This window comes from Sphingomonas sp. Leaf22 (assembly GCF_001421715.1).
GTDB lineage: Bacteria > Pseudomonadota > Alphaproteobacteria > Sphingomonadales > Sphingomonadaceae > Sphingomonas.
On the sequence record NZ_LMKP01000010.1, the window covers coordinates 22,490 to 47,801 of the forward strand.

General features: G+C 67.0%; 25 protein-coding genes. 6 read left to right on the plus strand and 19 right to left on the minus strand.

Features of this window, described 5'->3' with window-relative positions:
- The first annotated feature begins 65 nt into the window (after positions 1–65).
- Positions 66–1,019, plus strand: a complete 954-nt coding sequence (locus tag ASE70_RS06160; RefSeq protein ID WP_056502553.1) for an isopenicillin N synthase family dioxygenase — start codon at positions 66–68, stop codon at positions 1,017–1,019.
- 216 nt (positions 1,020–1,235) lie between these two features.
- Positions 1,236–2,528, plus strand: coding sequence for a homoserine dehydrogenase (locus ASE70_RS06165; protein WP_056002264.1), 1,293 nt, complete (start codon positions 1,236–1,238; stop codon positions 2,526–2,528).
- A gap of 323 nt (positions 2,529–2,851) precedes the next feature.
- Here the strand turns inward: ASE70_RS06165 and ASE70_RS06170 are convergent, their stop codons facing one another.
- From ASE70_RS06170 to ASE70_RS06220, 11 genes are all read right to left on the minus strand, one after another.
- Complete coding sequence (locus ASE70_RS06170) at positions 2,852–3,250, minus strand: hypothetical protein (RefSeq protein ID WP_056502556.1); 399 nt, start codon at positions 3,248–3,250, stop codon at positions 2,852–2,854.
- A gap of 35 nt (positions 3,251–3,285) precedes the next feature.
- Positions 3,286–3,825, minus strand: coding sequence for a demethoxyubiquinone hydroxylase family protein (locus ASE70_RS06175; protein WP_056502560.1), 540 nt, complete (start codon positions 3,823–3,825; stop codon positions 3,286–3,288).
- Entirely contained in the window at positions 3,822–4,301 is a 480-nt protein-coding gene (locus ASE70_RS06180) for a disulfide bond formation protein B (protein WP_056396426.1), read from the minus strand. The genes ASE70_RS06175 and ASE70_RS06180 overlap by 4 nt, the downstream gene beginning before the upstream one ends.
- A gap of 4 nt (positions 4,302–4,305) precedes the next feature.
- On the minus strand, positions 4,306–5,652 hold the full coding sequence (locus tag ASE70_RS06185; protein WP_056396423.1) for a S41 family peptidase: 1,347 nt from the start codon (positions 5,650–5,652) through the stop codon (positions 4,306–4,308).
- 216 nt (positions 5,653–5,868) lie between these two features.
- Positions 5,869–7,020 carry a murein hydrolase activator EnvC family protein gene (locus ASE70_RS06190; protein ID WP_056502563.1) on the minus strand — a complete coding sequence of 384 codons (1,152 nt, stop codon included), beginning with the start codon at positions 7,018–7,020 and terminating at the stop codon, positions 5,869–5,871.
- A complete protein-coding gene (locus tag ASE70_RS06195) occupies positions 7,017–7,439 on the minus strand; it encodes a 23S rRNA (pseudouridine(1915)-N(3))-methyltransferase RlmH (protein ID WP_056001154.1) in 423 nt (140 codons plus the stop codon). The genes ASE70_RS06190 and ASE70_RS06195 overlap by 4 nt, the downstream gene beginning before the upstream one ends.
- Before the next feature lie 12 nt (positions 7,440–7,451).
- Positions 7,452–7,805, minus strand: a complete 354-nt coding sequence (gene rsfS / locus ASE70_RS06200) for a ribosome silencing factor (protein WP_056001157.1) — start codon at positions 7,803–7,805, stop codon at positions 7,452–7,454.
- Positions 7,806–7,840: 35 nt separating this feature from the next.
- On the minus strand, positions 7,841–8,464 hold the full coding sequence (locus ASE70_RS06205) for a nicotinate-nucleotide adenylyltransferase (RefSeq protein WP_056396414.1): 624 nt from the start codon (positions 8,462–8,464) through the stop codon (positions 7,841–7,843).
- Positions 8,461–8,682, minus strand: coding sequence for a type II toxin-antitoxin system RelE/ParE family toxin (locus ASE70_RS06210; protein ID WP_056502566.1), 222 nt, complete (start codon positions 8,680–8,682; stop codon positions 8,461–8,463). Before ASE70_RS06210 ends, ASE70_RS06205 begins: the two co-directional genes overlap by 4 nt.
- A gap of 50 nt (positions 8,683–8,732) precedes the next feature.
- Positions 8,733–8,996: a CopG family ribbon-helix-helix protein gene (locus ASE70_RS06215; RefSeq protein ID WP_156356052.1), complete on the minus strand. Its 264-nt coding sequence runs from the start codon at positions 8,994–8,996 to the stop codon at positions 8,733–8,735.
- 31 nt (positions 8,997–9,027) lie between these two features.
- Positions 9,028–10,293, minus strand: coding sequence for a glutamate-5-semialdehyde dehydrogenase (locus ASE70_RS06220; protein ID WP_056502568.1), 1,266 nt, complete (start codon positions 10,291–10,293; stop codon positions 9,028–9,030).
- A gap of 277 nt (positions 10,294–10,570) precedes the next feature.
- Here ASE70_RS06220 and ASE70_RS06225 point away from each other — a divergent pair, with 277 nt between their 5' ends.
- Positions 10,571–13,831 (plus strand): TonB-dependent receptor domain-containing protein, encoded by a 3,261-nt coding sequence (locus tag ASE70_RS06225; RefSeq protein WP_056502570.1) that lies wholly within the window; start codon positions 10,571–10,573, stop codon positions 13,829–13,831.
- Positions 13,832–13,904: 73 nt separating this feature from the next.
- The gene (locus tag ASE70_RS06230; protein WP_156356054.1) at positions 13,905–14,888 is read left to right on the plus strand and encodes a 2OG-Fe(II) oxygenase; all 984 of its coding nucleotides are present in this window, start codon (positions 13,905–13,907) and stop codon (positions 14,886–14,888) included.
- Positions 14,889–14,952: 64 nt separating this feature from the next.
- Here the strand turns inward: ASE70_RS06230 and ASE70_RS06235 are convergent, their stop codons facing one another.
- Positions 14,953–16,125: an acetyl-CoA C-acetyltransferase gene (locus tag ASE70_RS06235; protein ID WP_056502573.1), complete on the minus strand. Its 1,173-nt coding sequence runs from the start codon at positions 16,123–16,125 to the stop codon at positions 14,953–14,955.
- A gap of 29 nt (positions 16,126–16,154) precedes the next feature.
- Positions 16,155–17,144 (minus strand): alpha/beta fold hydrolase, encoded by a 990-nt coding sequence (locus ASE70_RS06240; protein ID WP_056502576.1) that lies wholly within the window; start codon positions 17,142–17,144, stop codon positions 16,155–16,157.
- Between the two features lie 91 nt (positions 17,145–17,235).
- On the opposite strand from ASE70_RS06240, the gene phaR reads away from it, so the two are divergent.
- Positions 17,236–17,817: a polyhydroxyalkanoate synthesis repressor PhaR gene (gene phaR / locus ASE70_RS06245; RefSeq protein ID WP_056396389.1), complete on the plus strand. Its 582-nt coding sequence runs from the start codon at positions 17,236–17,238 to the stop codon at positions 17,815–17,817.
- Between the two features lie 186 nt (positions 17,818–18,003).
- On the opposite strand, the gene ASE70_RS06250 is transcribed toward phaR, so the two are convergent.
- On the minus strand, positions 18,004–18,804 hold the full coding sequence (locus ASE70_RS06250) for a class I SAM-dependent methyltransferase (RefSeq protein ID WP_056396385.1): 801 nt from the start codon (positions 18,802–18,804) through the stop codon (positions 18,004–18,006).
- A 26-nt stretch (positions 18,805–18,830) separates the two neighbouring features.
- Here ASE70_RS06250 and ASE70_RS06255 point away from each other — a divergent pair, with 26 nt between their 5' ends.
- The gene (locus ASE70_RS06255) at positions 18,831–19,022 is read left to right on the plus strand and encodes a hypothetical protein (RefSeq protein WP_056001183.1); all 192 of its coding nucleotides are present in this window, start codon (positions 18,831–18,833) and stop codon (positions 19,020–19,022) included.
- Between the two features lie 61 nt (positions 19,023–19,083).
- Here ASE70_RS06255 and ASE70_RS06260 read toward each other — a convergent pair whose 3' ends face one another.
- From ASE70_RS06260 to odhB, 5 genes are all read right to left on the minus strand, one after another.
- The gene (locus ASE70_RS06260) at positions 19,084–20,253 is read right to left on the minus strand and encodes an aspartyl protease family protein (protein ID WP_156356056.1); all 1,170 of its coding nucleotides are present in this window, start codon (positions 20,251–20,253) and stop codon (positions 19,084–19,086) included.
- Between the two features lie 32 nt (positions 20,254–20,285).
- Positions 20,286–21,806, minus strand: coding sequence for a CpaF family protein (locus ASE70_RS06265; RefSeq protein ID WP_056396379.1), 1,521 nt, complete (start codon positions 21,804–21,806; stop codon positions 20,286–20,288).
- A 288-nt stretch (positions 21,807–22,094) separates the two neighbouring features.
- Positions 22,095–23,495, minus strand: coding sequence for a dihydrolipoyl dehydrogenase (lpdA, locus tag ASE70_RS06270; RefSeq protein WP_056502581.1), 1,401 nt, complete (start codon positions 23,493–23,495; stop codon positions 22,095–22,097).
- Between the two features lie 17 nt (positions 23,496–23,512).
- Positions 23,513–24,004, minus strand: coding sequence for a DUF1877 family protein (locus tag ASE70_RS06275; protein WP_056396374.1), 492 nt, complete (start codon positions 24,002–24,004; stop codon positions 23,513–23,515).
- Positions 24,005–24,027: 23 nt separating this feature from the next.
- Entirely contained in the window at positions 24,028–25,296 is a 1,269-nt protein-coding gene (gene odhB, locus ASE70_RS06280) for a 2-oxoglutarate dehydrogenase complex dihydrolipoyllysine-residue succinyltransferase (RefSeq protein ID WP_056502587.1), read from the minus strand.
- Between the last annotated feature and the right edge of the window lie 16 nt (positions 25,297–25,312).

A 25,312-nucleotide genomic window follows, 5' to 3' on the forward strand; every position in this document is an offset into this window, starting at 1 on the left:
TTCGTGGGCGGGCCGGGCGTCTATCTTCATGGCTACGTTCCGGTATCTTTCAGGATTTGAGACCCATGGCCGACACGCCGCTTTCGCAGGTTCCGTTGATTTCGATGGCGCAGGCGGATCGGGACCCCGATGGCTTTGCCCGCGATTTCGGCGGTTCGTTCCAACGCTTCGGGTTCGCGATGGTATCCGACCATGGCGTCGATCAGGACGTCATCGACCGTGCGTGGGCGATGACCAAGGCGTTCTTCGACCTGCCCGAGGACGAAAAGCGCGGCTATTTCGTCGAGGGCGGCGGCGGCGCGCGCGGCTATACCCCGTTCAAGACCGAGATCGCCAAGGGCGCGACCCATGTCGATCTGAAGGAGTTCTGGCATGTCGGCCGCGAACTCGTGGCCGGCCACCGCTATGGCGACGTCATGCCCGCCAATGTCTGGCCCGACCGGCCGGAGGGGTTTCGCGAGGCATTCCTCGACCTGTTCGCCGCGCTGGATGCGGCGGGCGACCGGTTGCTGTCGGCGATCGCGCGCTATCTCGGGCTGGAGCCGAACTGGTTCGACCCTGCGGTGAAGGACGGCAATTCGGTGCTGCGCCTGCTGCACTATCCGCCGGTTGCGGCCGATGCGCCCGAGGTGCGCGCCGGCGCGCATGAGGACATCAACCTCATCACCCTGTTGCTGGGGGCCGAGGAAGCGGGTCTCGAACTGCTCGACCGCGATGGTCGCTGGCTGCCGGTCGCGCCACCGCCCGGCGCGATGGTCGTCAATGTCGGCGACATGCTGCAACGGCTGACCAACCACGTCCTGCCCTCGACCACTCACCGCGTCGTCAATCCGGCCCCCGAACGGCGTGGCCATTCGCGCTATTCGATGCCGTTCTTCCTGCACCCCGCGCCCGATTTCTTGATCGAGACGCTGCCGGCCTGTGTCTCGGACGAACGCTCCAATCGCTACGAAACGCCGATCACCGCGCACGACTATCTGTATCAGCGGCTGGTGGAGATCGGTCTCATCAAGCCATAAGCCGTCCTCCCTGTCATTCCCGCGAAGGCGGGAATCCATGAACGCTGTCGTCGCGATTCGTTCGAGACGCCGGCGTCTATGGATCCCCGCCGGCGCGGGGATGACGATGGGTGTACCCAACGCCCTTCCCCTTCCGTGTCCCACCCATTAGAGACACGAAACCGGCCGGAGCATCCCTCCGGCCGCAATTTTATGTCGTAACGAACCGAGGATATCATGACCGAACCGCTCCGCGTCGCCATCGCCGGCCTTGGAACCGTGGGTGCGGGCGTGATTCGGTTGATCGAGACCAACGGCGCGCTGATCGCCCGCCGCGCCGGTCGCCCGATCGAAGTCGTCGCGGTATCGGCGCGCGACCGCAGTCGGGATCGCGGCGTCGACCTGTCGCGCTACCAATGGGTCGACGACACCGCCGCGCTGGTGCAGGCGGGCGATGCCGATGTCGTGGTCGAATTGATCGGCGGATCGGATGGCCCGGCGCTGACGCTGGCGCGCGGCGCACTGGCGGCGGGCAAGAGCTTCGTCACCGCCAACAAGGCGATGATCGCGCATCACGGCCTCGAACTGGCGAAGGCCGCCGAGGGCAAGGGCGTCGCGCTGAAGTTCGAGGCGGCGGTCGCGGGCGGCGTGCCGGTCGTCAAGGGCCTGCGCGAAGGCGCGGCGGCCAACGAGATTTCGCAGGTCTTCGGCATCCTTAACGGTACCTGCAACTTCATCCTGTCGAAGATGGAGGCCGAGGGGCGCGATTTCGCCGAAGTGCTGGCCGAGGCGCAGGCGCTGGGTTTTGCCGAAGCCGATCCGAGCTTCGACATCGACGGCGTCGATGCCGCGCACAAGCTGTCGATCCTCGCCAGCCTCGCGTTCAACACCCAGCCGGCGTTCGATGCGGTGGCGGTCACCGGCATCCGCCATGTGCTGGCCGCCGATATCGCCGAAGCGGCGGCGCTCGGCTATCGCATCCGGCTGGTCGGGGTGGGGGAAGCGGGGCCGCGTGGGCTGTTCCAACGGGTCCATCCCCACCTCGTGCCGCTCGACCATCCGCTGGCGCATGTCACCGGATCGCTGAACGCCGTGGTCGCCGAGGGTAATTTCGTTGGCCGCCTGTTCTTTCAGGGGCGCGGTGCCGGCGATGGGCCGACGGCCAGCGCGGTGGTCGCCGACCTGATCGACATCGCCCGTGGCGAATTTGGCCCGCCCTATGCCATGCCGGTCGCCGACCTGACCCCGGCGGCCCCCGAACCGACCGGCGACCGTCGCGGCCGCGCCTATCTGCGGTTGCAGGTCACCGACAAGGTCGGCGTCCTCGCCGAAATCGCCGCAGCGATGCGCGATGCCGGCGTATCGATCGAAAGCCTGATCCAGCGCGGCGCGAATGCCGATGGCAGCGTGCTGGTCGCGATCGTCACCCATGAAGGGCCGGAGCGCAGCGTCGCGCAGGCACTGGAGAAGCTGGAAAGCTCGACCAGCGTGCTTGGCCGACCGATGTGGATGCACGTGCTGGGCGCGTGAGCGTCGCGCAGCGTAGTAGTCTGTCGCGATTGTCGAGGGTGCCGGGCTGGCGTCTGGAGGTGCCTACCGGCGCCCTCCGACACAGGCGGGGGAAAGGGCCACGGGCGCGAGCAGTAGTGCTGCCCGGCTCCGGGCCCCCGCTTGCGCAGGAGTACGGCGCACGCGAGGTTAAGCGTGCGGCATCCCCGGTAACGCCGTAAGCTAGGACCGATCGACATTCATCTGTCAGGCCAGCGACCTGCTCCCCTCCCTGACAAGGGAGGGGAGAAGTCGAAACTGTACTGAGTGCCGATCGGCCCTAGCTACCGGTCAGCGAACCGCCTTCACGGCAGCGGGACATTCGCCTCGGCATCGCGCCGTGCGCGACGTTCCGCCCGTGCGGCATTGGCGCGCTGGACGAAGCATCCCGTCTGCCCGCCGACACCGGCGGTCGAGCAGCTGCCGATCCCGCTTGCACCCGCGTTCAGATTGTCGCCAACGCGCGTTGCCCAGCTTTCGCCGTCGCGGGTCGGTTCGACGTCGCGCAATTCCTTGGGAATACGGAACCGTTCCTGCTCGCCACGGCGGACGCAGACCACGATCTCTTCACCATCGGCGTTGGTCGGGCATTTGTCGTTGCCATAGATGACCATCGTACCGTTGCGGACCTGCGCGTCGGCAGGCACCGCCGGCATGGCAAAGGCGACGATCGCGGCGGCACCGGCCAGAAACATGCGGGTCATCACAAAATCCTCCTGTCGGGGTAACGCCCCGACGATCAAATGCGTTTCGAAACTTCGATGGCGATGCGGCAGCCCGCGCGGATCGCCGCCGACAGCAGCGGATAGGCGGGCGCGCGTTCGGCACCATGCGCCAGCGCCGCTTCCTTATGCTCCAGTTCCTCGGCCTGGAATTTCCGGATCGCGGCCCCGAGTTCGGGATCGTCGTCGCCCAGTTCGGCGAGTTGATCCTCATAATGCTTGTCGATCTCGGTCTCGACGGCGGCGGTACACGCCATTGCCGCCTCCGGCCCGAGCGCCGCCGTCGCCGCACCCAATGCGAAGCCGGCGACGTCCCAGATCGGCTGGATGATCGTCGGCCGCACGCCGCGTTCGGCGATCAGCGCGTCGAAATAGGCGCGGTGTTCCGCCTCCTGCAACGCCATGCCCTGGATCGCCGCCGACATCGGGCTGCGGTCGCCCATCACCGCCAGCTGTCCGGCATAGATGCGCGTCGCGCCATATTCACCCGCCTGATCAACGCGGATCATCGATCGGACCCCGCCCGGCCGGGGATCGCCGGGTCGCCACTTGCTCATGTCCGCCTCCGTGTCGCCAGCATCAGCACCACCAACGCACCGGTGATCGAAAAGATCGCGTTGAATCCGGCCAGCGAGATGCCGAGCACCGACCATTGCGGCACGTCGCAGCGTACCACCGGTTGCCGGACGATCGCCGCCAGCAAATCGCCGCCGGTCGCATGCAGCGTGTTCGCGCAGGCGGTGACCCCCTGCCACCAATGATATTCGACGCCGGCGTGGAACACCCCGATCAGCCCGCTGGTCAATATGCCGAGCGCCGCAAGGATCACCAGCAGCCGTTTCGCCGAGGTACGCGGCGCGAAGAACGACAGCGCCGCGAGCACGATCGCCGCATAATGCGGCCAGCGTTGCCAATGGCACATCTCGCACGGGTACAGCCCGCCCAGATATTGCGAGCCGAGCGCCCCCGCGATCAGCATGAGCGGCAGCAGCAGCGCGATCCAGCGCGCGAGCGGCAGGTCGTTGGCGCGCATCGGTTCAGCGCTTGCCGGGCTTGGGCGCGGCGGCGGCCATCCGCGTCGTCGGCCCGACCCGGCCCATCGTCTGCAACGCGTAATAGAGCTGGAAATCGTCGACGCCGCGCTTCTTCAGCGATTCGGCGGTTTCGGCGAAGCGCGGATCGTCCTTCGTATCCTCGGTCAGCGTCTTGTCGTCGATGCCGGCTTCGTTGACCAGATGCCGGCGCAGATCGGCCTCGCGGTACACCGGACGGCTCTTGTAATCGGGGTCCGAAATCTGCGGTACCTTCAGGTCGGGGTCGATGCCGCCTTCCTGGACCGACCGGCCCGATGGCGTATGATAGCGGGCGGTGGTCAGGCGCAGCGCGGTGTTCTTCGACAGGTCGAAGATCGACTGGACCGATCCCTTGCCGAAGCTGCGCTCGCCCATTACGATCGCACGGTGATGGTCCTGCAACGCGCCGGCGACGATTTCCGATGCCGATGCCGTCCCCGGATTGGTCAGCACGATGATCGGCAGCCCCTGCGCCAGATCGCCCGGCACCATTTCCTCGGCGAAATAGCGTTCGGTATCCGCCTTGTCGCGGCCGCGCTGCGACACGATCTCACCGCGCGCCAGGAAGGTGTCGGACACCTCGATCGCCTGCGTCAGCAGCCCGCCGCCATTGTCGCGCAGGTCGATGACATAGCCCTTCGGCTTGTGGCCCAGCGCCTTGTCGATCCCGGCGATCGCGGCGCGGGTATCGGCCCCGGTCGTCTCGCTGAAGGTGTTGATGTTGATGACGCCGATGCCGTCCTTCACTTCCCACTTCACCGGCTTCTGCACGATCGTGCTGCGCACCAGCGTCAGTTCGATCGGCTTGTCGCGGCCGGGGCGGACGATGGTCAGCGATACCTTCGACCCCGTCGGCCCGCGCATCTGCGCGACCGCTTCGTCCAGCGTGCCGCCGACGATCAGCTTGCCGTCGACATGGGTGATATAGTCGCCCGACTTGATGCCCGCGCGTGCCGCCGGCGTATCCTCGGTCGGGGTGATGACCTTGACCGCGCCGTCCTCCATCGTGACCGACAGGCCGAGGCCCGAATAATTGCCGCTCGTGGCGATGCGGAGATTCTCGAAATCCTTGGCGTCGAGGTAGCTGGAATGCGGGTCGAGCGCGGCCAGCATGCCGCGCATCGCCCCTTCCATCAGCGTCTTGTCGTCGACCTTGTCGACGTAGCTCGCCTTCACCCGGTTATAGACGTCCATGAAGTTATCGAGTTCGCGAAAGCTGCCGGCATCGGCCTGCGCCATCGCGCCGGTCGCGACGGGGACCAGCGCCAGCGCGCCGACGATCGCGGTAGCCTGAAGAAACGGACGGGACATACGCATATACGCTTGATGCTTTCGACTGCGGTACGGAAGCCACACTAGCTGGAAATCGTCCGGCGATCAAAGCGGCGATGGCCTGAACCGGAGATGGACGACGCGGGGGCGGATGCAAGCGGTTTTCCGCCGTTGCCGGAGAGTGTGTCTGGAAACGCGCGGAGCGGGCCGGCACCGCTAAACGCGCAACCGCGCGTTTTCGAACAGCCTTCCTCGCTACAGCATCGCGGCCAGATCGACGGGGACGCCGTGGCGGCGCAGTTCGACGGTCACCGGCGACTCCCCGCCCGGTGCCCGCCCGATCACCGTTCCCGCGCGGACATGCGCGCCGACCGGACCGGCACTGGCGGCCAAGCCGGTGATCGCCGTCGTCCAGCCGCCGCCATGGTCGAGGATGACGACCCGGCGATAGCCACGAAACCGCTTGCTGAACGCGATGGTGCCGGCCGCCGGCGCGACGACGACAGCCCCCGGTGGAACCGTCAGCGTGACGCCGCGCGCGCGCACCCCGCTATCGCTGATTTCGCCGAACCCGGCGGCGACGATCCCTGCGACCGGCAGGCGATAGGCGGGCGGGGGCAGGGGCGAAGCGCCGGTTTCGGGGCGCGGCAGCGGTCCCGGCAACGCCGCCAGCGCGGCGCGGGTATCGCTGACCTCGCCCAGTTCCTCCAGCGAATCGACGATGTCGCGCGCCTGTTCGCCCAGCGCGATCGCCCGGTCCGATTCGACCAGCGCCCCGCGCGCCAGCGCCCGCGAACGCAGCCGCTGTGCCGCCTCCGCCTGAACCAGCGCCAGTCGTTCGCTCTCCAGTCGCGCGTTGCTCGCCGCCAGCGCGGTCAGCGCCGTGCCGGCCTGCGACCGCAGCCGCGCGGCATCGGCGATGGCGGTGCGGACCGCGGCGGTACGCTGCTGCATCGCGGGCACCACGGTGCCGAGCACCGCGCGGACATGGACCAGATCGTCGGTCGACCCCGGCTGCGCGACGGCCAGCCATGCGGGACGGCTGGCCAGCGACTGCAACGCGCCGACCAGCCGCGCGACCGGAGCCTGCCGGGCCGCCAGTTCGCCACGCCGCCGGGCGAGCAGCTCCCCGATCAGGGCGACGCGCGCCTGCGCCGCCCGGCGGCCGGCTTCGGCAGCGGTGATGCGTGCGGCGAGCGCGGCCTGAGCGGCACGACTGCGTTCGGCCCCGGCGCTGGCGGCGCGGGCGGCGCGGTCGAGCTGTTGTGATCGGACACTGGCCGCCGCCGCCGCCCGGCGCGCGCTTTCCAGCCGCGCGCGCCCGGTGGCGATCGGGTCGTCCTGCGCCCAAGCCGCCGCACCCGCCAGCGCGGCCAGCCCGGCGATCAGGGCGACGGCGCGCCTCATCCCTCGCGGTGATACGGGTGGCCGGCGAGGATGCTGGTCGCGCGCCACAATTGTTCGGCCAGCATCGCGCGGGCCATCAGATGCGGCCATGTCGCCCGGCCGAACGCCAGCAACAGGTCGGCCTGCGCCCGCTGCGCATCGTCGAAGCCATCGGCAGCACCCAGCAGGAACCGGGTTTCGCGCACGCCATCGTCGCGCCAGCGGCCAAGCTGCGTCGCGAACGCCAGCGACGGCAGGTCGCGGCCCTTCTCATCCAGCATCACGATGCGCGTGCCCGGATCGACCGGCGGGATCTTGCCGCCGGTATCGGGCAGTTCGGTGATCCGGGTCGGCCAGCCGACCCGCTTGAGATAGCGGTCGATCAGCTCGGCTTCGGGACCACGCCCGATCCGCCCGCGCGCGACGATATGCAGCAGCACGGGCGGCCGGCGTTATGCGTGCGCGGTCGGGTTCAGCGTGTCGCCGAACGCCCACATCCGCTCCAGATTGTAGAAGGTGCGGACTTCGGGGCGGAACAGGTGGACGATCACGTCGCCGGTGTCGATCAGCACCCAGTCGGCGGTCGGCAGCCCTTCGATGCGCGACGGGCGACCGAACTCGGCCTTGACCCGTTCGGCGAGCTTGGTCGCCATCGATGCCACCTGCCGGCTGGACCGGCCGCTGGCGATGACCATGTAATCGGCGATGCTCGACTTGCCGGCGAGCGGGATCGACACCGTCTCGACCGCCTGGTCGTCGTCGAGGCTGGCGAGCACCAGGCGGTGCAGCGCTTCGGTCTCGCGCATGGCATCGGTCGGGTCGGAAGAAGTCGGCAAGGGGGTCAGCTTTCAGGGGCCTGTGCACCGGACCGGACGGGCGGAATTGCCCGACGGTGCCAAGCGGGATCGGCGGCGCGGATCGCGGTCGCCGAAGTCGGATCGGGGCGGAAGCGTAAACGGACCAGCGCCGGCAAACTCCACATCGTCCATCGTCTCGCCTGGCCTGCGGGCCGCGCATGGCGCCGCAACCAGCCCATCGCAGGACTAGCGAGGGCGCGCCCGTCATAGCCCGGACGCGCGACGACCGCAATCGCCACAGTCCGCGCAATTCCGCGCCAGTCGCGCCAACGATGAAACTCCGCCAGATTGTCCGCCCCCATCAGCCAGATGAAGCGATGCTGCGGGTATAGCCGCACCAGTTTGCGTAAGCTATCGACGGTATAGCGCGTGCCGAGCCGGCGTTCGATCGCGGTCGGCCGGATCGGTGCATGGCGTGCCACCCGCCTCGCCGACGCCAGCCGCGCGGCGAGCGGGGCCATGCCTGCGGCCGGTTTCAACGGGTTGCCGGGCGATACCAGCCACCACACCTCATCCAGCGCCAGGGCGCGTTTGGCGGCAAGCGACACCCGGCGATGGCCGTTGTGCGCGGGATTGAACGATCCGCCGAGCAGGCCGATGCGGCTCATGCGTCCCAATCCTCCCGATCATGCCGGATGCGCAGGATTTCGACGCGGTCGGGTAGCATGCGGTAGAACAGGAGGTACGGCGTCCCCTGTACCCGAAGCAAACGACTTCCTCCGCTGATCGCCCGCCCGATGCCGGGGAAATTGTCGAGGATCGTCGACCGCGCACGCACTGCAGCCAGCATCTCAGATGCCGCAACCGGTGCCACGTTGACCGACATCCATTGGTTGATCCGGCGGAGATCCTCCAGTGCCGGTGCCGTCCAGACGATCAGCGACTCTGGCTCCGGCTCCGGTGCTGCTCAATCATCGCGTCGAGTTCGGCCATGACGACCTCGTGCGGAATCAACTCGCCTCGATCGGCGGCATCGATCCCAACTTGAACGAAGGCCGCCAATTCCTCATCGGCACGCACCGCGCGGCGCAGCGCGTCGGCGGCGAACTCGTCACGAGTAATACCGCGCGCCGCCGCAACGCGGCTGATCGCATCGTCGGTCGCCGCGTCGATCGCGGTGGTGATCGGTCGCTTTTCCATTACCGCAACCTATGCCGCGCCAGCCCCGTCATCAAGGCCGGGTCTGACCGGTCCCGCGCACGATCCACTTGTAGGTGGTCAGCCCCTCCAGCGCGACCGGGCCACGTGCGTGCAGCCGCCCGGTGGCGATGCCGATCTCCGCGCCCAGCCCGAATTCGCCGCCATCGGCGAACTGGGTGGAGGCGTTCCACATCACGATCGCCGAGTCGACCCGCGCGAGGAAATGGTCGGCAGTCGGTTCGTCGGCGGTGATGATCGCGTCGGTATGGTGCGATCCATGCGCCGCGATATGCGCGATCGCCGCGTCGACGCCGTCGACCAGCTTCACCGACAGGATCGCGTCGAGATATTCGGTGTCCCAGTCGTCGTCGTTCGCCTTAAGGATCGCCGGGTGCAGCGCCCGCACCTCCGCATCGCCGCGCAATTCGCAGCCGGCGTCGAGCAACCCGGTCAGGATCGGCAGCGGATCGGCAAAGCCCCGGTCGATCAGCAGGGTTTCGGTCGCGCCGCACACGCCGGTGCGACGCAGCTTGGCATTGACGACGATGTCCCTTGCCATCGCCGGATCGGCGGCGCGATCGACATAGCTGTGGTTCAGCCCGTCGAGATGCGCCAGCACCGGCACCCGCGCCTCTGCCTGCACCCGCGCGACGAGGCTCTTCCCCCCCCGCGGAATGATGAGGTCGATCAGCCCCTCGGCGGCCAGCATCGCCCCGACCGCCGCCCGGTCGGTCGTCTGGATCAGTTGCACCGCCCCTTCGGGCAATCCGCCGGCCGCCAGCCCGCGGACCATCGCCGCATGGATCGCGCGGTTGCTATGGATCGCCTCGCTGCCGCCGCGCAGGATCGCCGCATTCCCCGCCATCACCGCCAGTGCCCCGGCATCGGCGGTCACGTTGGGGCGGCTTTCATAGATGATCCCGATCACGCCGATCGGCACGCGCACGCGGGTGAGGATAAGGCCGTTGGGACGTTCGGCGCGGTCGATGACGTCGCCGACCGGATCGGGCAGTCCGGCCACCGCCTCGACCCCGGCGGCGGTGGCTTCGAGCCGGGCGACGTCGAGTCGCAACCGGTCGAGCATCGCCCCCGACAGGCCGTTCGCTTCGGCCGCGGCAATGTCCTGCGCATTGGCGGCCAGGATCGCGGGGCCGTCCGCGCGGATCGCGGCGGCAGCGTGACGAAGCGCGGCGGCCTTGAGCGTGGTCGGGACGGTTGCCAGTCCCTGCGCGGCGATACGGGCAGTGTTGCCAATATTCGTCAACATTTCTGTCAGGTTAACCTTCGGTTCATTCATTGCGCTACGCCCTTTCCCCGACGGTTTTGCGTGCCGTGCCCGACATCGATACCCCGCACAATAGACAAGTAGTTCTCAAGTGTATTGCTGTAATAAAACAGCAACAAGCAAATCTTTCCAGATGATGCAAAGTGTTGCGAACTGGTAACAGGTTCAACGAAATGTCAGTAACCCTCTTCACACGACGGTATACGCACGTTCTGATGGGGGCTGGGACAAGGGTGCTTCGCTTGCTCCAAACAGGGTTGCTGTAAAAAGCTTACAAAAAGGGGGTTTTATGAAATTCACTGTTCTGGCGCGTTCTACCGCGCTGGCCAGTTCGCTGTTGCTGTTCGCCGGCACGGCGATGGCGCAGCAGACGACCGACACGACGGCAGCCCCCGGCGCAGGTACGTCGCAGGGCACCATGTCCGAGGAAGATCGCACGAGCGCGGATGGCGAACCCGCGAACGACGGTGTGATCGTCGTTACCGGTTCGCGCATCGCCCGGCCGAACGACGTATCGGCCGCGCCGGTCACGACGATCACCGCCGCCGAGCTGACGCAGACCGCGCGTACCTCGATCGGCGACGTGCTGAACGACCTGCCGCAGCTGCAAAGCACCTTCAGCCAGTCGAACTCGACCCGCTTCCTCGGCACCGCCGGCCTCAACCTGCTCGACCTTCGCGGTCTCGGCACGCAGCGCACGCTGGTATTGGTCAACGGTCGCCGCCACGTCGGTTCGGACATTCTGAACAACGCAGTGTCGGTCGACATCAACACCATTCCGACCGACCTGATCGAAGGCGTCGACATCCTGACCGGCGGCGTGTCGGCGGTATATGGGTCTGACGCACTGGCCGGCGTGGTCAACTTCCGCCTGCGCACGAACTATGACGGGTTCCAGGTCCGTGGCCAGGGCGCGATCAGCCAGCATGGTGACGCGGGCAGCTATTTCGTCAGCGCGACGGGCGGCAAGAACTTTGCAGACGGTCGCGGCAACATCGCGGTCAACCTCGAATATACCCGCAGCCAGGACTTCTTCGCAGCCGACCGTCGCGAATATCGTCAGAATGATGCGTTCGTTACCACGAACCTCGATTCGGCGGGTCCGGGACTGAACGGTAATCTGAGCTTCGACGGCATCCCCGATGCCACGTTCCTGCGCGATATCCGCAGCGCCAGCATTTCGGATGGTGGCCTCATCACCATCATCGGTGCCGCGCCGGGCGCAAACACCGCCGCGAATTGTGGTCGCGACTATCTGGGCCGTGCGTATACCTGCAACTATCTGTTCCAGCCTGGTGGTTCGCTGGTCCGGCAGACGGGTACCCGTGCCGGTATCGCGGCTGCCGCACTGACCAACACCCCCGGTGGCTCGATCTTAGGCGGTAACGGCAACACCCGCCGCGAAGGCGTGCTGCTGCAGCTGCTGCCGCAGATCGACCGCTATGCGGCGAACCTGATCGGCCATTTCGACGTGTCCGAAGCGTTCGTGCCCTATATCGAAGCTAAGTATGTCCGCACCGAAAGCGTCGGTCTCGGCGGTTCGGGTCCGGCGTTCTTCACCGGCGGCACGATCGACGGGCAGTATGAGCGCCCCCGGCTCGACAACCCGTTCCTGAGCGCCGATGCGCGGGCGACGCTGTCGGCACAGCTGCTTCAAACGGTAAACAACGGTCTGAACCCGAATACTGCGGCGACGCTGAGCGCGACGCAGCAGGCGACGCTTCGTGCGGCCATCGCGGATGGTTCGTATCGTTTCATTCTGCGCAAGAACCTGACCGATCTGGGTTCGCGTCGGGAAGACGCCCTGCGCGAAACCTATCGCATCGTCGGCGGTGTCCGCGGCACGTTCAACGACACGTGGGAATACGACGTGTCGGCCAACTATGGCGAGTTCAAGGAACGGACCAAGGTGCTCGGCAATATCGACGTACAGCGTCTGAGCCTCGCGCTCGACGCGGTGCGCAACCCGGCCGGTCAGATCGTTTGCGGTGCGCAACTCGATCCGACGCGTTTCGCGTTCGGCAGCGATATCGGCGGGAACGACGCCAATCTGGCGGCGGACATCGCCAACTGTCGCCCGTTCAACCCGTTCGGGGTCGGCAGCGCGTCGCAGGAGTCGATCAATTACATCCTGCGCAACACCGAATCCTTCGGCAAGATCACGCAGTTCGACGTCCTCGCGACCCTGGCGGGCGACACGTCGAAGTTCCTGACGCTGCCGGGCGGCGCGGTCCAGTTCTCGATCGGTGGCGAATATCGCCGCGAAACCAACTTCTTCCAGGCCGATCCGTTCGTCGAACAGGGCTATACCTTCTACAACGCTCTCGCAAAGTTCGATCCGCCCGCGTTCGAAGTGAAGGAAGCGTTCGGCGAATTGTCGGTGCCGATCCTGAAGGACGTGTTCCTCATCAACGACCTGACGCTGGGTGCGGCGGGTCGCGTGTCGGACTACAACACCTCCGCCGGCACGGTATATGCGTACAACTTCAGCGTCGAATATTCGCCGTTCCGCGATCTGCGTCTGCGCGGCAACTATGGTCGCGCGGTGCGTGCGCCGAACCTCGGCGAACTGTTCTCGACCCCCGGTCAGAACTTCGCACCGGGCTTCGCCGATCCCTGCTCGGCCGACAACCTGGCGCGTGGTACCCAGTTCCGCGCGGCCAACTGCCTCGCCGCGGGTATCCCGAACAGCTATAACTACGCCTATGCCCAGTCGCTGGAGATCACCAGCGGCGGCAATCCGAACCTGAACGTCGAAACGTCGGACTCGTGGACCTATGGCGGTGTGTATCGCCCGAGCTACGTCCCCGGCCTGTCGCTGTCGGTCGACTATTACAACATCGCGGTCGATCAGGTCATCAGCGCGTTGTCGGCACAGGCGATCGTCAACAACTGCTACGATTCGCCATCGCTCGACGGCAACCAGTTCTGCTCGCAGTTCCAGCGCGTTGCTGCTGGTGGCACCGGTCCGGACGGCGAACAGCCGTATCGCATCGTCGAAGGCAGCCTGTTGCAGTCGTCGTTCAACTTCGCGCAGCTGAAGGTTCGCGGTATCGACGCCAATCTGGCATACACCCGCAATCTGGGCGATGTGCGGCTGAACGGGCAGATCATCTACACCCACCTGTTCGAGGCGAGCAGCTTCACCAACCCGTTGCAGCCCGCGTTCGCAGACACCCGTCTGGGTGAACTCGGCTCGCCGAAGGATCAGGTGAACGTCAACCTGGGTGCCGATTTCGGTATCCTGACGCTGGATACCCAGTTCCGGTACGTCGCCAAGCAGTCGGTCGGCGCGATCGAGAACCGTATCGGGTTCCAGGGCCGTCTGCCGCAGAACCTCGACGACTTCAGCGTGCCCTTCTATCCGGACGTGCTGTACATCGGGGCGAAGCTGGGCTTCGATGTGGGAGAGCGGTCGAACTTCTACATCGGCGTCGACAACCTGACCGACCGTCTGCCGCCGCTCGGCGCGACCGGCACCGGCGCGGGCAGCGCGATCTTCGACAACGTGGGTCGTCGCTTCTATGCGGGTGCCACCGCGCGCTTCTGACGCCGGCGCTGCCAACAACGGAAATGGGGGTCGGCAGTATCTGCCGGCCCCCTTTTTCGATACGGAAGAGTTCATGACCGATCGCTCGCTCGACACCGTTCAGCAGTTGCTTGCCGCCGGTCGCGTGCATCAGGCCGTACAACTGCTGACCCACCATGTCGCGGCGGGGGACGCCGCTGCGCAGTACCAGATGGCGCTGTGGCACCTGATCGGTTCGCCACTGCCGCGCGATCTGCCAAAGGCCCGCGCGCTGCTGGCGCGGGCGCGCGAAGCCCGGCACGGCGATGCGGCCATGTTCGAAATCGCGCTGACCGCGAACGGAAGTGGCGGGACGCCCGACTGGCGCGCCGCCCAGGCGTTGCTCGAACGGGCGGCGGGTTGGTTGCCGGAAGCATCGGCGCATCGCGCATTGCTGGCCGCCATGGCGATCGGCCCGGATGGGATGCCGACGACGACACCGGTCGGAGAACCGTTTCATCAGGGCGCGGACGTGCACTATTTTGCGAATTTCGTGACCGAGCAGGAATGCGCGCATATCGCGACGGGTGTGACCGACATCCTGCGTCCAGCACCGGTCGTCGATCCCGCTACCGGTCGCGCGGTGCTGAACCCCGTCCGCACCTCCGATGCGGCCGTGGTCGGCCCGACGCGCGAGGATCTGGTGGTGCGTGCGATCAATCTGCGGATCGCGGCGGCATCCGCCACCGATGCGGCGCAGGGCGAGGCGCTGACCGTGCTGCGCTATGCCCCGGGCCAGGAGTTCCGGTTACATTCCGATGCGATCGCCGGCGCGCGTAATCAGCGGATCGCCACGATGCTGCTGTACCTCAACGACGATTTCGTCGGCGGGGAAACGGTATTCCCCGATCTGGGACTGACGATCCGGCCGAAAAGGTGCGATGCGCTGCTGTTCGGCAATGTCGATGCCGACGGGCGGGTCGACCAGCGGATGCGTCACGCCGGGACACCGGTACGATCGGGAATGAAGTGGCTGGCGACCCGCTGGATTCGCGCGCGGCGCTTCAGCCCGTGGTACGGACCCGATCAGCCGATCTGACGGTCCGGTACCGGGTCGCCCCGCCCGTGCCATCGGCGGCACGGGCGGGGCGAAGATCAGACGATCACCGCTCGACGCACATCGCGATGCCCATGCCGCCGCCGATGCACAGCGTCGCCAGCCCCTTTTTCGCGTCGCGGCGCTTCATTTCGTAGAGCAGCGTGGTCAGCACGCGGGCACCCGATGCGCCGATCGGATGGCCGATCGCGATCGCGCCGCCGTTCACGTTCACCTTGTCGGCGGTCCAGCCCATGTCCTTGCCGACCGCCAGCGCCTGTGCGGCAAAGGCTTCGTTGGCCTCGACCAGGTCGAGGTCGTCGACGCTCCAGCCGGCCTTTTCCAGCGCCCGGCGCGAGGCGGGGACGGGGCCGATGCCCATGATCGACGGATCGACGCCGGCGGTGGCCCAGCTCTTGATCGTGGCGAGCGGTTCGAGGCCGCGCTTCGCCGCTTCGTCGGCCGACATCACGACCAGCGCGGCGGCACCGTCGTTCAGGCCCGACGCGTTGGCGGCGGTCACCGAACCGTCCTTCTTGAACGCCGGACGCAGGCCCGACACGCCGTCGATGGTCGCGCCGGCACGGATATATTCGTCCTGATCGACGACCGTGTCGCCCTTGCGGCCCTTGATCGTCACCGGGACGATCTCGTCGACGAAGCGGCCCTCGCTGCGGGCGGCTTCGGCGCGGTTCTGCGAGCGGACGGCGAATTCGTCCTGCTCGGCGCGGGTCACCTGATATTGCTCGGCAAGGTTTTCGGCAGTGATGCCCATGTGATAGCCGTTGAAGACGTCGGTCAGGCCGTCCTTGATCATGGTGTCGACCATCGTGCCGTCGCCCATCTTGGTGCCGGCGCGCAGCTGTACCGCATGCGCCGACAGCGACATGCTTTCCTGTCCGCCCGCGACCACGATCGTCGCATCGCCGGTCTGGATCGCCTGTGCTGCCAGTGCCACCGCGCGCAGGCCCGACCCGCACACCTGGTTCAGGCTCCATGCCGGTACTTCCTTCGGCACGCCCGCCGCCATCGACGCCTGCCGGGCCGGATTCTGGCCCTGTCCCGCGGTCAGCACCTGGCCGAGGATCACTTCCGATACGTCCGCCGCAGCGACGCCGGCCTGATCCAGCGCGGCGGCGATCGCCTGCCGCCCCAGTTCATGCGCCGGCACCGCGGCAAAAGCGCCGAGGAAGCTCCCGACGGGGGTACGCTTGGCGGCTACGATGACGACGTCGGTCATGGGCAATCCTTCTCCTAAAGGTTCGCGCGCTATCTAGTGCGCGAACCGTCGCATAGCCAGTGCGCAAGCGGTTCCCACAGGACGCTTGGTCCGCGTGATCCGACGATCATGCCGACATGGCCCGCGGGCACGATACGCCGGTCGGGCAGGCCGATCGCGCTGGCGGCGGGAACGATGCGGTCGTCCGCCGCGACGAATTCGACCATCGGCACAGGATGGTCGGCGGAGGCGATGCGATCGGCGACCTGCCAGCGTCCGGTGCCGGGCAGATCGGCATCGAACAGGTCGTCGAACAATTCGCGCCCCGCCGCATAGGGCAGCGGCGCGCCGGCATTGGCCCAATCCTCCAGCGCGATGAACGCCTGCGCCTTGGCCGATGCCGGGTCGAGATCGGCGAAGCCGACATATTTGTCGACGGTGCGCCCCGGATCGAGCTGCCAGAACATCGCCTGAAGGAACTCCATCGGGACGAGGCCCATCCGCTCGGCGGTCGGCTGCGCCATGGTCCATTGGTCGGCGATGCCGGCGCGGGTCGCATCGTCGAACCCTGTGAAATGCCACGGCGTCGCGATCAGGGCGATGCCCGCCACCGGCACGAACCCCGCCGTGGCGAGCGCGATCGTCCCGCCAAGGCAATAGCCGACCAGCAACGGCGGTTCGTCCAGCGTCGCGCACAGCCGCGCCGCCGCCTGCGCATGACGCCCAAGGTCCATCGCACGATCGTCAGGCGCGGGCGTCCCCCAGTCGACCAGCAACACCCGCAGCCCCTGTCCGGCCAGCCAGCGCAGCAGCGATTTTTCGGGCGACAGGTCGAGGACGAACGGCGGATTGATGAGCGACGGGATCACCACCACCGGACGGCCGGTCCCGCCATAATCGCGCAACCCGATCCGTCCGTCGTGCGCGACCGCTTCGGCCATCGGCGTGCGCGGCAGGCGCGGCGCGTCCTGATAGGCACGCAGACCGGTCAGCGCGCGGGCGCGACGGCTAGGGTCGTCGGCGGTTTCGCTGCGCAACATCGAGAGAAACAACGGTAAAGGCCGTGGGCCGTGTTGCGGCGCGGTATCAACCGGTGTAGCCATAGGAACATCTTTCGCGCAAGGATTTCGCATGAAGAAGGCAGCGGCCGACGGCAGCCCCGTCATCATCAAGAAATACGCCAATCGTCGGCTCTATAATACCGAGACTTCGTCCTACATCACGCTCGAGCATCTGGCAGCGATGACGCGCGAGCATCGCGATTTCAAGGTCGTCGATGCGAAGACCGACGACGACATCACCCATAACGTGCTGACGCAGATCATTATGGAGGAGGAGAGCCGGGGGCAGACGCTGTTGCCGGTCAGCTTCCTGCGTCAACTCATCACCTTGTACGGCGATTCGATGCAGGCGATGGTGCCGGGGTATCTGGAGGCGTCGATGGACAGCTTCCGCCGGAATCAGGAACAGTTCAAGACCGCGGTCGAGGGTGCCTTCGCCCATTCGCCCTTCGCGGAAATCGCCAAGCGCAACCTCGCCATGTTCGAAGCGGCGGCGCATGCGTTCAAGCCGGGTACTCCCGGTGCGCCCGGTACCCCCGGCGCAACCACGCCCGCGACCAACACGACCGAAACGCCGGTCAAGGTCGATGAAATGGCCGCCCTGCGCGCCGAACTTGCCCGCTTGCAGGACAAGGTCGACAAGCTGGGATGAGCGGGCGGGGGTGCCGTTCGGTGCCCCGCCCGCGCAGTCGGGTTCGAACTTGTCGGGAAGCGTCCGCCAAGAACGGCTACCCTGCGAAACCCCGTTCCCGGTGCGCGCGCGGTACGTCGTCCGATCGCGGCTCGAACCGGACCGAACGGCAGGGGGGAGGGCGATACGGCCCTCACCCCATGGACGTTACTTCGGCTTGACGAAGCGCAGCGTCATTCGGTCGCTTTCGCCGATCGCGGCATATCTGGCGCGGTCGACGTCCTTCAATCGATAGGTCGGCGGCAACGTCCACACGCCTTGCGGCCAGTCGGCGGTATCCCTCGGGTTGGCGTTCACGTTCGATTTGCCGGCCAGCCTGAACCCGGCCTTCGTTGCAAAGGCGATGACCGAGCTTTCCTTCATATATCCCGATTTCTCTTCGGCGGCGGCGTCGCGTCGCTCGGGCAGGCGGTGCTCGACCACGCCCAGCACGCCGCCGGGCTTCAGCATCCGGAACATCGCGTCGAACGCCGCCTGCGCCTGATCGGCCCCGCCGAAGCGCCAGTTGTGGACGTTGCGGAACGTCAACACCTTGTCGGCGACGCCGTCCGCCACGCCGGCCTGTCCGGCATCGGCGGGGAAGGCCATCGTCTGCACCTTGCCGAACGCGGTCGCATCGCGCGCTTGCAGTTTCGCCACCATCTCGGCGGTGCGCGGCAAGGGGCCGGCGGCAACATACCGGCCCTTTTCGCGCAGCATCGGTGCCAGGATTTCGGTGTACCAGCCATTGCCCGGCCAGATTTCGACGACCGTGTCGGTCGGCTTCACCCCGAAAAACGCCAGCGTCTCGGCCGGATGGCGATAGCGGTCGCGTGCCGTATTCGCCGGATCGCGCAGCGGCGATGCGACCGCGGCGGCCAGCGGGCCGCGCGGGGCCTGCGCCGGGGCGGGGGTCAGCGCGACCAGCGCGGTACTTAGGACTGGCAGGAACAGGGCGGTTCGACGCATGGGAAAACTCCTGACGGGAGGAACGGGTGGACGACGCACACAGGCTGTTATGGACGATCGCGGGCGTGGCGGCGATGCTCTTTGCGGTGTCGGTGCTAGCGGAACGTCGCCGTACCCTGCGCCGCGACCCCGATCGCGTCGGCTGGATGCCATGGACGCTGGTCCAGTTGATCGCGGTGCTGCTGGCGGTGTTCAGCGTCGCGATGGCCCTGAAATAGCGCGCGATATCCGGCCGGCGGAAGCCGGGCAAGGCACGCTGGGCACCCCCGCTGCCACCGCTCAATAGAAGCGGGCCAGCGTCAGCGTCCGGGCCGCGCCGTCGCACATCGTCAGCCGCACGACCCGTCCCGGTGCATCGGTGCCCCAGCGGACGTCGACGCCGCCATTGGCCGTCAGCGCCACGGCCTGTCCATCGACCTGACAGATCAGGTCGTCGGCCTTCCACCCCGCCTTCGCCGCCGGGCCGCCGGCCATGACGTGCAGCACGCGCAGCCGCGCCCGGTCGTACCCCAGCAGCAGGCCGCTGGTCGATTTGAGCGGCGCGGGCGGGGCGTCGGGGTTCGGCGACAACAGCATCTGCCCCGCGCCGGGATCGAGCAGCACGCGGTAGCGCAGCAACAGCCCGGTGCCGACCCGCCCGACGACGCGGACCTGTTTGGCAAAGCCGCCATCCGCCTCGATCCGCACTTCGATCGGCCCGGTCGGCTGCCCGCCCAGCGACACTGCATCGGTGACGGTCAGCCCGGCATCGACCACCCCGCCCGCGCCATAGGCGATCGTCGACGTGACCTGCGCGCCCCTGATCGCGGCCGTGCGCCATGCGCTCCGCGCAATGCTGAGCGCGCCGCCATCGCCGGTATCGATCAGCAGCGGGCGGAGGCGCGTCTTCGCCAGCATCGCCTGCGTCAGATACAGGCCGCTGCCCGACTGGACCGACAGCGGCACGCGGGTGCCGGTGAACGGCATCCGTCCGCTCGGCAACAGGCGGAACCGGCGGTTGGCGAAATCGATGTCGAGCGCATGCGGAGAGATCAGGTCGGTGCCGACCAGCACATCGGCATCGCCCGAGGCGCTGGCGAGCAGTTTGGGCAGGTCGATCACCGCCACCCGTCCGCCGCTGCGGTCGAGCGCGCCGAACGCGACCGACTTGGTCGCCGCCCAGTCGACGCGGATCGAACCGCCCAGCGCCACGCCCGCCGCCGCGCCCTGCGGATCGATGGTCAGCTTCGCACGGCGGGCGAAGTCGCGGCTGACCGCCGAATGGTTGAGCCCGGTGTCGAGCAGCGCCTGCGCCGCGACCCCGTCGACGGTCATCGCGAACCGCAGATGGTTGGCGGTGGTCAAAGTGAAGGGCACCCAGCGCGCCTCGGCATCGGCGGACAGCGTGCCCTGCGCACGGGCGATGGCGGGCGCGCACAGCAGCAGCGCGAGGATCAGGCGGAGCAACACCGCCCGGATGTAGGGCGACGGTCGCGCAAGTGCTACAGGCAGGCCTCCAGCAGCGCCTGATCGAAGCCATATTGCCGCGCCTTGTCGAGCGTATAGGGGCGCATCCCCATCGATCGATATTCACCGATGATCTTGCCGTCGGCGCTTTCGTCGAGATACTCGAACTTGAACAGCTCCTGCGTCACGATCACCGGCCCTTCCATCCCGATCACCTCGGTGATGTTGGTGACGCGCCGCGAACCGTCGCGCAGGCGCTTGACCTGTACGATCAGGTCGACCGAGTCGGCGATCTGGCGGCTGATCGCTTCCTTCGGCACCTTGATGTCCGACATCATCACCATGTTCTCCATCCGCGCGAGGCATTCGCGCGGGGAGTTGGCGTGGAGCGTCGCCATCGATCCGTCGTGACCGGTGTTCATCGCCGCGAGCAGGTCGAAACACTCGCTGCCACGGATTTCGCCGAGGATGATCCGGTCCGGGCGCATACGCAGCGCGTTCTTCACCAGATCGCGGATGGTGATCTCGCCTTGCCCCTCGAGGTTGGGCGGGCGGGTCTCCAGCGGCAGCCAGTGCGGCTGTTGCAGCCGCAATTCGGCGGCATCCTCGATCGTCAGCACGCGCTCGCCGGGGTCGATCATCTTCGACAGGGCGTTGAGCATGGTGGTCTTGCCCGATCCGGTGCCGCCCGAGATCACGACGTTGAACCGGCTGGCGCCTGCGACCTTCAGCGTGGTCGCCATTTCCTTGCTCATCGATCCGAAGCCCGACATCATGTCGATGGTGATCGGTTTCGCCGAGAATTTCCGGATCGAGATCGCGGTGCCCTTCAGGCTCAGCGGCGGCACGATCACGTTGACGCGGCTGCCGTCCTTCAGCCGCGCATCGGCCAGCGGCGTCGTCTGGTCGACGCGCCGCCCGACCGAGTTGCAGATGCGCTGCGCGATCTGGAACAGATGCTCTTCGTCGCGAAACGCGATATTGGCCAGCTCCAGCTTGCCTTTGCGCTCGACGAACGTCTGTTCCGGTCCGTTGACCATGATGTCGCTGATCGCCGGGTCCGCCAGCAATTCCTCAAGCGGTCCAAGGCCGAGCAACTCGTCGACCAGCACCTTTTCCAGCGCGAACTGCTCGCGCCGGTTCAGCGTCAGCTTCAATTCGGCCAACACCTCCCCGACGATCGGCCGGAATTCCTCGGCCAGCTCGTCCTTGTTGAGCGTCGCGGCGGCTTCGGGATCGACGCGTTCGAGCAGGCGCGGCAACACCTGTTCCTTGATCCGGTGGATCGAGGATTCGAACCCCTCGACGCGGCTGTTGCCGGCCTCGCCCGACAATGCCTGCCGGTCGGCAAGCCGCTGCATCGCATCGCCCACTCCCTGTGGCAGGCTGCCTGCCTGTTCGCCGGGCATCGGTGCGAAATCGTCGCCCGACAGCGGTATCTGGGTCAGCGGTGGAAATTGCGAGCCCATGTCGATATCGGCGGCGCGCGCCGGTCCCGATCCCTGCATCGGCCGCGCCACCCCGAAGGACGGCCTGCCGCCGCCCGCTCCGCCCATGCCGCTCCGCCGCCCGAATGCGTTCACGCTCGCCACCCCATTGATTCTCAGACGACAGGCTAGGGGGGAAGCTTTTACAATTGCCTAAGCATGTCCGGAACGGCTGATGCGCGAAGGGCGAGGCATGTCACCATGCCCCGCCTGACAACGGTTTGATCGAGGATGCGCCGGCCGCTGCCTCCGTCGTCATTCCCGCGAAGGCGGGAATCCATACACCCGACGTCTGCGGATACTACCGGGCGTCGGCGGTAATGGGTTCCCGCCTGCGCGGGAACGACGAAGGATGGTTCAGATGTGGATCGGCTTGCCCTGCACCGCCATCGCCGCTTCCTTGAGCGCCTCGGCATGGGTCGGGTGTGCGTGGCAGGTATAGGCGATGTCTTCGCTGGTCGCGCCGAATTCCATCGCCTGTGCCGCCTGCGCGATCATCGTGCCGGCCAGCGACGAGACGATCCACACGCCGACGACGCGGTCGGTCTTGGCGTCCGCAATGACCTTCACGAAGCCGTCGGTGTCGCGGTTGGTCTTGGCGCGGCTGTTGGCGGCGAACGGGAACTTGCCGATCTTCACCTCGCCCTTTTCCTTGGCGGCTTCCTCGGTCAGGCCGACGCCGGCGATTTCGGGCATGGTATAGACGACCGACGGGATGACGTCATGGTTCACGATGCCGGTCTGGCCGGCGATGAACTCGGCGACCGCAACGCCCTCGTCCTCGGCCTTGTGCGCCAGCATCGGTCCGTGGACCACGTCGCCGATCGCCCAGATGCCGTCGACCTTGGTGCGGAATTCGTCGTCGATATCGACCTGCCCGCGCTGGTTGACCGACAGGCCGGCCTTGTCGAGCGCCAGATGTTCCGTGTTGGCGCGACGACCGATCGACACGAGCACGGCGTCGGCGGTGATCGTCGTCGCTTCGCCGCCGGCGGCAGGTTCGACCGTCAGCGTCGCGGTGCCGCCGTCGACCGATGCGCCGGTGACCTTGGTCGAGGTCTTCAGGTCGAAGCCCTGCTTCTTGAACAGCTTGGTCGATTCCTTGCGGACCTCGCCGTCGAAGCCGGGCAGGATCTGGTCGGCATATTCGACCACGGTGACCTTCGCCCCCAGGCGACGCCATACGCTGCCCAGCTCCAGCCCGATCACGCCGCCGCCGATCACGACCAGATGCTCGGGCACCTTGGGCAGTGCGAGGGCACCGGTTGAATCGACGATGATCGCCGCGTCGTTGTCGACCGCCACGCCCGGCAGCGGGGTAACGCTCGACCCGGTGGCGATGACGATGTCGCGCGCGGTGACGGTGCGATCGCCGATCTTCACGCTATGGTCGTTCTCGAACGACGCATAGCCCTTCAGCCATTCGACCTTGTTCTTCTTGAACAGATATTCGATGCCGCCGGTCAGCTCGCCGACCGCCTTGGCCTTTTCGGCGTGCATCTGGTCGAGGTTCAGCGTCGCGCCCTGAATCTCGACGCCGAACTTGGCGAGGTGGCCGCCGGTGGCCTCCTCATACAGTTCGGACGCATGCAATAGCGCCTTGGACGGAATGCACCCGACGTTCAGGCAGGTACCGCCCAGCGTCTCGCGCCCTTCGGCGCACGCGGTCTTCAGCCCGAGCTGCGCCGCGCGGATCGCCGCGACATAGCCGCCGGGGCCGGCACCGATCACGAGAACATCGAAGTCATAGTCAGCCATTGGTCTTACATCCCGTCCTAGTCGTTGTGGGCGATCACGCGGATCGCGCCGTCGCCGGTACGGCGGCATTGTGCCGCAAATTGTCGCAGGGCCGGAACTCCCCGCATCACGTAATCGAGTGCATCGGCATTGCCGAAGGTTTCCGCCATATAGACATCGGCCTTCGTCATTGCCCGCGGATCGAAGCGCCGGGCAAGGCCGGCATCGTCCTGCCGGTCGAGCGCATCGGCGAACGCCTTCATCAGCGGCGGCGCGATCAGGCCGATCCCGCCCTCGCCATTCTCGTCGGCACCCAGTTCGGGCAGCGCGGCGATGATGATGCCCAGCGTGTCGCCGATATCGTCCGCCGACCCGGTCAGCAGATAATGGACCGCGTGCCACGCCTCGCCCAGATCAAGGAAGTCGAGATCCTCGACGCCTTCCTCGAACAGGAAGTCCTCGAACACCGATGGGTCGGCGACCAGCCGGTCGATGTCGGCATCGCCGGCCCGACGCAGATAGATCACCATGCCCATCGGTGCTCGCCCGTCCCTTACAGGTCGATCAGCAGGCGGGTCGGGTCCTCGATCGCGTTCTTGAGCGCGACGAGGAAGGTCACCGCCTCGCGACCGTCGATCAGGCGATGGTCGTAGCTGAGCGCGAGATACATCATCGGGCGCACCACGACCTGTCCGTCACGAACGACCGGGCGTTCCTCGATCCGGTGCAGGCCCAGCACCGCCGACTGCGGCGGGTTGATGATCGGCGTCGACATCAGCGAACCGAACACGCCGCCGTTCGAGATGGTGAAGGTGCCGCCCTTCATCTCGTCCATCTTCAGCGTGCCGTCCTTGGCGCGCTTGCCGAAATCGCCGATCGTCTTTTCGACGCCCGCGACCGACAGCTTGTCGGCGTCGCGGATCACGGGAACGACCAGGCCGCCCGGTGCCGACACGGCGACCGAGATGTCGGCATAATCGCGATAGACGATCTCATCGCCCTCGATCGATGCGTTGACCGACGGAATGTCCTTCAGCGCCATCGTCGCGGCCTTCACGAAGAAGCCCATGAAGCCCAGCCGAACGCCGTGCTTCTTTTCGAACAGGTCCTTGTACTTGGCGCGGGCCTCGATCACCGCCGTCATGTCGACGTCGTTGAAGGTGGTGAGCAGCGCGGCAGTGTCCTGCGCTTCCTTCAGGCGGCGGGCGATCGTCTGACGCAGGCGCGTCATCTTCACGCGTTCCTCGCCGCGCGCCGGGGCGGTGCTGGCGGCAGGCGCTGCGGCGGCGGCAGCAGCGGGCGCGGCGGCCGGCGCGGCAGCGGCCGACTTGTCACCCGCGGCGGCGACCACGTCTTCCTTGGTGATGCGACCGTCACGACCGGTCCCCTTGACCTTGGCCGGGTCGACGCCGTGTTCGAGGATCGCGCGACGCACCGACGGCGACAGCGCGGCGGCGTCGACATTGTTGTCGCCACCGGCCGGGGCCTGCTGTGCAGCCGCTGGGGCCGGGGCAGGGGCGGCGGCAGGTGCCGGCGCGGCGTCCTGCTTCGGCGCGTCCGCCTTCGGCGCGGCGGCGGCACCGTCGCCCGATTCGATCGTCGCGATCATCGCGCCGACCGACACGGTATCGCCGGGCTGCACGGCATGCTGCCCCATGACGCCGGCGACCGGCGAGGGCACCTCGACCGACACCTTGTCGGTTTCGAGGCTGGCGATCGGTTCGTCGGCGGCGACCGCCTCGCCGGGCTTCTTCAACCATTCGCCCAGCGTCGCTTCGGTGATCGATTCGCCCAGGGTCGGGACCAGAACTTCGGTAGCCATCGGATATTCCTCCTCT

What these genes read in the sequence shown, in the direction of transcription:
- ASE70_RS06225 (WP_056502570.1), top strand. Translation starts at nt 10,571, where the DNA reads ATGAAATTCACTGTTCTGGCGCGTTCTACCGCGCTGGCCAGTTCGCTG.
- ASE70_RS06165 (WP_056002264.1), top strand. Translation starts at nt 1,236, where the DNA reads ATGACCGAACCGCTCCGCGTCGCCATCGCCGGCCTTGGAACCGTGGGT.
- ASE70_RS06180 (WP_056396426.1), bottom strand. Translation starts at nt 4,301, where the DNA reads ATGCGCGCCAACGACCTGCCGCTCGCGCGCTGGATCGCGCTGCTGCTG.
- rsfS (WP_056001157.1), bottom strand. Translation starts at nt 7,805, where the DNA reads ATGCGCGAGACCGAAGCGCTGCACCGCCTGGTGCTCGCCAGCCTCGAC.
- ASE70_RS06175 (WP_056502560.1), bottom strand. Translation starts at nt 3,825, where the DNA reads ATGAGCAAGTGGCGACCCGGCGATCCCCGGCCGGGCGGGGTCCGATCG.
- ASE70_RS06265 (WP_056396379.1), bottom strand. Translation starts at nt 21,806, where the DNA reads ATGGGCGGAGCGGGCGGCGGCAGGCCGTCCTTCGGGGTGGCGCGGCCG.
- odhB (WP_056502587.1), bottom strand. Translation starts at nt 25,296, where the DNA reads ATGGCTACCGAAGTTCTGGTCCCGACCCTGGGCGAATCGATCACCGAA.
- ASE70_RS06205 (WP_056396414.1), bottom strand. Translation starts at nt 8,464, where the DNA reads ATGAGCCGCATCGGCCTGCTCGGCGGATCGTTCAATCCCGCGCACAAC.
- ASE70_RS06220 (WP_056502568.1), bottom strand. Translation starts at nt 10,293, where the DNA reads ATGAATGAACCGAAGGTTAACCTGACAGAAATGTTGACGAATATTGGC.
- ASE70_RS06160 (WP_056502553.1), top strand. Translation starts at nt 66, where the DNA reads ATGGCCGACACGCCGCTTTCGCAGGTTCCGTTGATTTCGATGGCGCAG.
- ASE70_RS06230 (WP_156356054.1), top strand. Translation starts at nt 13,905, where the DNA reads ATGACCGATCGCTCGCTCGACACCGTTCAGCAGTTGCTTGCCGCCGGT.
- ASE70_RS06240 (WP_056502576.1), bottom strand. Translation starts at nt 17,144, where the DNA reads ATGTTGCGCAGCGAAACCGCCGACGACCCTAGCCGTCGCGCCCGCGCG.
- ASE70_RS06170 (WP_056502556.1), bottom strand. Translation starts at nt 3,250, where the DNA reads ATGACCCGCATGTTTCTGGCCGGTGCCGCCGCGATCGTCGCCTTTGCC.
- phaR (WP_056396389.1), top strand. Translation starts at nt 17,236, where the DNA reads ATGAAGAAGGCAGCGGCCGACGGCAGCCCCGTCATCATCAAGAAATAC.
- ASE70_RS06250 (WP_056396385.1), bottom strand. Translation starts at nt 18,804, where the DNA reads ATGCGTCGAACCGCCCTGTTCCTGCCAGTCCTAAGTACCGCGCTGGTC.
- ASE70_RS06210 (WP_056502566.1), bottom strand. Translation starts at nt 8,682, where the DNA reads ATGTCGGTCAACGTGGCACCGGTTGCGGCATCTGAGATGCTGGCTGCA.
- ASE70_RS06235 (WP_056502573.1), bottom strand. Translation starts at nt 16,125, where the DNA reads ATGACCGACGTCGTCATCGTAGCCGCCAAGCGTACCCCCGTCGGGAGC.
- ASE70_RS06190 (WP_056502563.1), bottom strand. Translation starts at nt 7,020, where the DNA reads ATGAGGCGCGCCGTCGCCCTGATCGCCGGGCTGGCCGCGCTGGCGGGT.
- ASE70_RS06275 (WP_056396374.1), bottom strand. Translation starts at nt 24,004, where the DNA reads ATGGTGATCTATCTGCGTCGGGCCGGCGATGCCGACATCGACCGGCTG.
- lpdA (WP_056502581.1), bottom strand. Translation starts at nt 23,495, where the DNA reads ATGGCTGACTATGACTTCGATGTTCTCGTGATCGGTGCCGGCCCCGGC.
- ASE70_RS06215 (WP_156356052.1), bottom strand. Translation starts at nt 8,996, where the DNA reads ATGGAAAAGCGACCGATCACCACCGCGATCGACGCGGCGACCGACGAT.
- ASE70_RS06185 (WP_056396423.1), bottom strand. Translation starts at nt 5,652, where the DNA reads ATGTCCCGTCCGTTTCTTCAGGCTACCGCGATCGTCGGCGCGCTGGCG.